We start from the raw sequence: 6,843 nt of genomic DNA, 5'->3' as shown, positions 1-6,843 counted from the left end.
GTCGGGTGGGTGGGCGGACAGACGGAGGGCTCGGACCAGGCGGCCCTCCTCCAGCGCCCCCGTGATGTCGTTCACCCAGCGCTCCCGCTGCTCGTTGACCCGCCGCTCCAGGGCCTGGCGGAGGGTGCCGGCCAGGAGGCGGCCCTCGTCGTCGCGTGCGGCGTCGGCACCGGCCACCACCGAGCGCAGGTCGCGCAGCGACACGTCGTCGACGATCTTGGCGGCCGCCTCGGCGCGGTCACGCCACTCGGCCGCTTTCAGCTGGGGGAGCAGCTGCTCGGCCAGGGCGACCAGCGCGGCCGCCTTCACCTCGGGCTGGCCCTCCTCTCGCAACCGGGCGTTCTGGGTCTCGACGGCCTGGCGCACGGCGGGGATCCCGCCCCGCAGCAGGTGCTCGGCGATGGGCTGCTGCTCGGGCGGGAGGGACGCCACGGTGGCGGCCCGGTGGACGTTGGCGGGAGACAGGCGCTTGGCCTTGGGTGCCGCCTGCTCCGCGGGCTGAGGGGCGGGGCGCCGCTCGCGGCCGTCGGGACGGCCGCCCTCGGGACGGCCGCTCTCCGGACGCGGGCCGCGCCGCTCGGCCGGCCTGCCGTCGGACCGGCCCCGCTCGGGACGGGGGCGGCCCTCTGCGCCGGCGCCGGCGCCGGCCCGCCCGGCGGGGCGGGGACGGCCCCCGGTCGGAGCGCCCTCGCGCGTCCGAGGCGGCCCCCCGCGGCGGGCGTCGCCCGGCCCGTCCCGCCGGGGGCGGCCGTCGCGACCGTCCCGTTCGCGGTCGCGGTCGCGGTCGGGACGGTCCGACCGCGGGCGGTCGGACCTGCCCACCAACGAGGAGGTGACGCCCTGGTGCTCGCGGGGCGGGCCGATCACCTCGAGTCGGCTCGGCTCGTCCCGCTTCTTCTCCTTGGGCGGCAGGACGGCCGTGATCGAGATGCCCTCGATCTCGAAGTCGGCCTCGGCCCGCACGACGTCGCCCACCCGGGCGCCCTCGTACAGCAGCGTCGCGTCGACCACACCCTTCGGTTGCCTGGCGCCGGCGGCGCGCCACGTCCACGTGCCGTCGTCGCGGGAACTGGTCAGCTCGACTTCGATGCGACGGCCCATGGCGTTCTCAAGCTACCAACGGCCGGCGTCGCCGTCGGCGGAAGGTGGAATCCACAACCTGTCCTCTTCCTCCCAACACGGGCCGGACCGTACGGTGGCGCGGTGGCCGACTTCGAGGTGAAGCTGAGGGACGGGACGACCGAGCTGATCGAGGCGGCCGACGCCTACCGGCCCGACGGGCAGCTCACGTCGTTCTTCGCCTTCGGCGACGGCCGTTCCACCATCGACTCGTGGAGCGTCCGGGTGGCCAGCATCCGGACGACCGAGATCGTCGCCGTGCGCCGCCGCGCCGGCCGGGGGGAGGAGCGGGCGGCGTGACCCGGACCGCCCCGGGCCTAGTCCCTACATAATCATGCTTTAGCAGGCACGGGCTACCGGAACGGCCCGGGGGCGTGCGAGTGTGTTCGCGTGGGCGCTCCCGACGGATCTCCGGCCAACGGCGTCGGGCGGATGCTGGAACTGGTCCGGGCCCACCTCGACATGGACGTGGCCTTCGTGTCGGAGTTCGTGGGCGACGACTGGGTGCTGCGCTACATCAGCCCCGAGGGCACGGGCGTGGGGCCCGGGCACCGGCACCCGCTCGAGGACACCTACTGCAAGCGCATCACCGACGGCCGCGTCGAGTGCGTCATCCCCGACGCGGCGGCGAACCCCGAGCTGGCCGCCCTCTCCATCACCGAGGCCCTGTCCATCGGCGCCTACGTCGGCGTGCCCATCCTGCTCTCCGACGGGACGCTCTACGGGAGCTTCTGCTCGTTCCGGCGGGCGCCCGACCACACGCTGACGCCCCGGGACGGCCGGTTCCTCGCCCTGATCGCCAGCCTGTTGTCCGAGCGCCTGGAGGCCGATCGTGCCGCGCAGGGGCGGCAGGCCGTGGAGCGCGCCCGGGTGGAGGCGGTGCTCCTGGACCCCGGTTCGCCGCGCGTGCTCTTCCAGCCCATCGTCCACCTGGAGTCGGCGGCGGTGTGGGCGCTGGAGGCGCTGTCCCGCTTCGACGCCGAACCGCACCGGCCGCCCGAGGAGTGGTTCGCCGAGGCCCACCGGGTCGGCCTCGGCGTGGCCCTCGAGCTCAAGGCGCTGGCGACCGCCGTGTCGCACCTGCCCCGCCTGGCCGACGCGACGCTGACGGTGAACCTCGGGCCCGACGCCTTGTGCTCAGCGGAGCTGGACGCCGTGCTCGACGGCGTGGCGCCCGAGCGCCTGGTCCTCGAGGTGACCGAGCACGAGCTGATGGGCGACGTGGGGAGGACCCGGGCGGCCGTCGAGCGACTGCGCAAGGCCGGCTTCCGGCTGGCCGTCGACGACATCGGCGCCGGCTACGCCGGGCTGGCCAAGATCGTGAACCTGGCCCCCGAGATCATCAAGCTCGACCGGGCCCTGGTCGCCCGCATCGACGGGGACCCCACCCGCCAGGCCCTGGTCCGGGCCGGGGTCGGGTTCGCAGAGGCGCTCGGCGCCGCTCTGGTGGCCGAGGGGATCGAGACCGAGGGGGAGCTGCGCACGCTGACCGCCCTGGGCATCACGCTGGGCCAGGGGTTCCACGTCGGCCGGCCCGAGCCGGCCGAGCACTGGGCCCGCCCGGTCACCTGAGCGCTGGCTACGATCGCCCCCGTGCCGGGACGGGTAGCCGAGGACGTCGTGCGCCAGGTGCTGGTGCGGGTGGACCTGCACGGCGTGTCGGTGGTGGGCCTCGACGGGGACCGCCAGATGATGCGCTGGGAGTGGATCGAGTCGATCACCGCCGGCGAGGGCGTCACCGTCGCCGGCGGGGGGCGAACGGTCGCCGTGCCCGGGGGCGCCTTCGGCCTGGCGGCCGACGAGCTGGCCGAGCGCCTGCGCGCGGCGGGCAGCATCGTCCACCGCACCGACGTCATCGCCGACCTCCAGGAGGCCGTCGACCAGGCCTGACCGGCGGCGACGGACGGGCGGCCGAGCCGCTGGCACCGTCCCGGAGCACCAGCTCGTCCCACGTCACCCGGAACTCGGGGCCGGCCCGGCCGTCGGCGGTGAAGGCGACGCCCTCGGCCTCCAGGCGGCGGCGGCACTCGGCCGGCCCCAGGCCCTGGGCGGCGCCCCATTCCTCGGGGATGGTCCCGCCCGAGCGCAGGACCCGGTGGGCAGCGGGGAACCCGGGGTGCGCCGCCGCCGCCCGCCCCACGGCGCGAGCGGCCCGGGCGTCGCCCCGGGTGGCCGTGGAGATGTCGCCGTACGTGCACCACTCGCCGGGGCCGACGAGGCCGGCGATGCGCACGTACTCGTCCTCGGCCCGGGCCGCCACGGCCGGCAGCATGCACCGCCCCGGCGCCGCCGTGGGCCACGCTGTCGGCATGGCGGCCGCCGTCCCCTACGCTCCCACCGTCGAGCGCTTCCTCCAGCGGTTGAGCAACGAGGGCCGCTCGGCGCGCACCATCGCCGCCTATCGCTACGACCTGGACGACACCATGGTGGACGTCGCCGCCACCCACCGGCTGCTGCCCGACCGGCGCCGGCTGGAGCGCCTGGAGCGGCCCGAGCGGGAGGCCGCCGTCCTCCAGGCGTTCGAGCGCCTCGACGTGGCCGCCGTCACCCTCGACGACCTCGACGCCGCCCTGGCCGACTTCCGGACCCGGCCCGACCCCCGCTTCGCCCGCCATCCCGAGCGGGCGCCCGACGAGCGCTCCCCCGCCACCGTGGCCCGGCGGACGGCCGCCATCCGCTCGTTCTACGCGTGGTGCTACCGCACCTCGCGCGTGCCGGCCGATCCGGCCGCCCTGCTGCGCCCACCGAAGAAGCGCAAGCGCATGCCCCGCGCCATCGACGAGCCGACGGCGGCGCGTGCGCTGGCGTCGGCCGGCGAGTCGTCGAGCTGGCCGGAGCGGGACCTGGTGATCCTCGCCCTGGCCCTGGCCTGCGGCCTGCGCCTCGACGAGATCGCCCGGCTCCGGGTCGCCGACGTGGAGGGTGCCCCGCCTTCGGCCGTCGTCGTGCGGGGCAAGGGCGACAAGGAGCGCCGCCTCGGGTTGCCGCCCGTCGTGCAGGACGCGCTGGCCGCCTACCTCCCCACCCGCCACGCCCGCCTCGCCGCCCTCGGCCTCGACGCCTCGACCGTCGTCGTGTCCAGCCGCCCTCGGCCCGTCCGGGACCGCCGGGGCGAGGTGGTGGGCACCACCGTCGAGGCCAGCCGCGAGGCCGTCGTCTACGTGGTCGACCGGGTGCTGCGCCGGCTGGGCGCCCGCCGGGACGGCGTGCGGGTACACGCCCTGCGGCACACCTTCGCCACCCTCGGCCTGCGCGAGGGCGCGTTCAGCCTCCGCCAGCTCCAGGTCGCCCTCGGGCACGCCAGCCTGGCGACGACCCAGATCTACACCGAGGTGGCCGACGAGGAGATCGCGGCGGCCATGCGCCTCCACCCTCTCGGGGGCGGGCCCCGGCGCTGACGTCGGGGTCAGCTGGGTAACGGCGTCAAAGTGGCCAACGGCGGCCGGGGCCCGGCCTGATCGTCCTGCCTCGCAACGACAACGCCAGCCGAGTGAGGGCCGAGATGAATGATGCTCGTAACCGCTCGGTAGCTGGGGGTGTCGGTCGGCATCCCTTCGGATAGTGGTCGTCCGTGATCGTCATGCTCGTCGTCCTGGTCCTCTTGGCGATGGCCTTCGGTGTGGGTGCAGTCCTCGAGGGGATCGCGTGGGCGCTGCTGATCGGTATCGTCCTCCTCGCCGCCGCCGGATGGCTGGCCTGGCAGAAACTTCGAGGGACGAGCCGCTCGTCGTGAGCTAATTCCGATGCCGGTCGACGAGCTGCGAGTGGCAGTGTCCGGCGATCTCGACCGCCCGTAACGGAGCCGCCCCGGCCGGCGGACCGTCGGTACGACGGTCGTGATGCCGCAACCCAGCTGGGACCACTACTTCGCCCTGGCCCATCGACGCCACTGCGGGCGGCGACTCCAACCAAGATTTCGCCGGCGGCGCTTGACCGCCCGCTGTGACGACCTTGCTCGCGCTGGCGACTGAGGACCGCCGCCGCGTCCGATACGAAGAGCGTCGGCCGCCCCGCCGCATGGTGCACGCGAGGCGTGGCGAGCAGCGTGCCCCCCGAGCCCGCGAATCGAGCAGGGGACGAGCCGCGGTCACGAGCCTGTCGCCGCTGGAGGAGTGGCCAGGATTACTCGTCGGTACCGCCCGGCTGTGGTTCGCCGCCTTCCCCTTCCTGGGCATCGCGGCGTAGACGGATACGGGTGATCGCATGGTGGTCGACGGCCAGGACGGTGGCGGTCCATCCATCGATGCGCACCGCATCACCCGGTCTGTCGGGAATCCGGCCCAGGACGGCGAGCACCAGACCGGCGACGGTCGCATAGTCGCCTTCGGGCAGTTCGACGCCGAGGTCGCCGAGGTCGTGGATGGGAAAGCTACCGGCCAGCACCAGCGAACCGTCGGCCTCGCGCTGGACGCCGGCGACGTCGCGGTCCGTCTCGTCGTAGATCTCGCCGACAAGCTCTTCGAGCAGGTCTTCGACGGTGACGATGCCCGCCCCACCGCCGTGCTCGTCGATGACGACCGCTAGCTGCTGGCGCTCCTCCTGCATCCGCCGCAAGGAGCCAAGAACCTTGGCCGACTCGGGGAGGAAGAGCGCGGGCGCGGCACGGTCGCGCACACGTGTCGCCCCCGCGCCGATGAGGTCACGCAAGTGGACGACGCCGACGACGTCGTCGAGCTCACCGCCTTCGGCCACCGGGGCCCGGGAATGCCCGCTGGCCACCAGCACCTCGAGGGCGTCGGCCGAGCTGGACGCCGCGGTAAGCACCACCACGTCCCGGCGGGCCCGCAGCACCTGGCCGAGCGTCCGCTCGGTGATCTCGAAGGCCCCGGAGAGGATGGCGCGCTGTTGGGGGCTTATGGCGCGGTGGGTGCCGACCAGGTCCCGCAGCTCTTCCTCGCTGACGTCCTCGCGCTGGCGGTCGGGGTCGCCACCCATGAGGCGCACGGCCAGATCGGTCGAGTGCGACAGCAACCACACCGCCGGACGGGTGATCGCCGACAGCACTGCGAGGGGCCTGGCCGCGATCAGGCCCCAGCCCTCGGCCCGCTGCATGGCCACCCGCTTGGGGGCCAACTCCCCGAAGACGAGCGTGATGTAGGCCAGCAACAGGGTGACCACCACGATTGCGACCGGCCGGGCAGCCTGGCCGAGGAACCCGAGTGGACTCTCCAGCGGCTCGGCCAGTGACACCGCCGCGGTGGCCGACGCCAAGAATCCGGCCAGGGTGATCCCGATCTGGATGGTGGCGAGGAAGCGGTTGGGCTCCCGGGCCAGACGGGCCAGCACCTGTCCCGAGCCGCCACCGGCTTCGAGTCGTCGTAGCTGTCCCTCCCGCAGGGAGACCAAGGCCAGCTCGCTGCCGGCGAAGGCCGCGTTGGCCAGGACGAGTACGGCCACCATCAGCAGCTGTGGCAGGGTGCCTTCCACGGGCAGTGCTCCTCAGATCAGATGAGAACGGACGACGACCGCTGGGCGGGTGACTGTGTTTGCGTCGTCAGCAGTTTCCTTCGCGAAGGCGCGCCGGACGCCGCGCGCCTTCGCGAACTGAACGGTGCGGCGTCACTCCGCCGGTCGGGCGTCCCAGGTGGGGACCAGGCGGCGGGCGGCCCGGGCCTCGTCGACCCGGCCCACGGGCGTCGTGCGGGGGGCGGCGGCCGCGCCGTCGGGGTCGGCGGCGATGCGCTCCAGCGCCCGGGCCGCCCGCCGCCTGGTCCCCACCTGGGA

8 protein-coding genes are annotated in these 6,843 nt (G+C 74.5%); 5 read left to right on the top strand and 3 right to left on the bottom strand.

The features are described 5' to 3' along the window. Nucleotides 1–1,101, bottom strand: a 1,101-nt coding sequence (locus VM242_15820; GenBank protein ID HVM06626.1) for a hypothetical protein, incomplete at its 3' end; no start/stop codon positions are given. Nucleotides 1,102–1,203: 102 nt separating this feature from the next. Here VM242_15820 and VM242_15815 point away from each other — a divergent pair. From VM242_15815 to VM242_15805, 3 genes are all read left to right on the top strand, one after another. Then, complete coding sequence (locus VM242_15815) at nt 1,204–1,419, top strand: hypothetical protein (GenBank protein ID HVM06625.1); 216 nt, start codon at nt 1,204–1,206, stop codon at nt 1,417–1,419. A gap of 90 nt (nt 1,420–1,509) precedes the next feature. After that, nucleotides 1,510–2,691 carry an EAL domain-containing protein gene (locus VM242_15810; protein ID HVM06624.1) on the top strand — a complete coding sequence of 394 codons (1,182 nt, stop codon included), beginning with the start codon at nt 1,510–1,512 and terminating at the stop codon, nt 2,689–2,691. A gap of 21 nt (nt 2,692–2,712) precedes the next feature. Beyond that, entirely contained in the window at nt 2,713–3,009 is a 297-nt protein-coding gene (locus tag VM242_15805; protein ID HVM06623.1) for a hypothetical protein, read from the top strand. Here the strand turns inward: VM242_15805 and VM242_15800 are convergent. Beyond that, nucleotides 2,972–3,430, bottom strand: a complete 459-nt coding sequence (locus tag VM242_15800) for an MGMT family protein (protein HVM06622.1) — start codon at nt 3,428–3,430, stop codon at nt 2,972–2,974. The two genes, VM242_15805 and VM242_15800, sit on opposite strands and share 38 nt — an antisense overlap. On the opposite strand from VM242_15800, the gene VM242_15795 reads away from it, so the two are divergent. Then, nucleotides 3,429–4,517 (top strand): tyrosine-type recombinase/integrase, encoded by a 1,089-nt coding sequence (locus VM242_15795; GenBank protein HVM06621.1) that lies wholly within the window; start codon nt 3,429–3,431, stop codon nt 4,515–4,517. The two genes, VM242_15800 and VM242_15795, sit on opposite strands and share 2 nt — an antisense overlap. Before the next feature lie 173 nt (nt 4,518–4,690). Then, complete coding sequence (locus tag VM242_15790; protein ID HVM06620.1) at nt 4,691–4,852, top strand: hypothetical protein; 162 nt, start codon at nt 4,691–4,693, stop codon at nt 4,850–4,852. A 389-nt stretch (nt 4,853–5,241) separates the two neighbouring features. On the opposite strand, the gene VM242_15785 is transcribed toward VM242_15790, so the two are convergent. Continuing rightward, on the bottom strand, nt 5,242–6,546 hold the full coding sequence (locus tag VM242_15785; GenBank protein HVM06619.1) for a hemolysin family protein: 1,305 nt from the start codon (nt 6,544–6,546) through the stop codon (nt 5,242–5,244). Nucleotides 6,547–6,843 lie beyond the last annotated feature (297 nt).

It is taken from the genome of Acidimicrobiales bacterium, assembly GCA_035540975.1.
Lineage (GTDB): Bacteria > Actinomycetota > Acidimicrobiia > Acidimicrobiales.
Note: the sequence above shows the minus strand (reverse complement) of the source record. Positions and strands in the feature narration are given on the sequence as shown.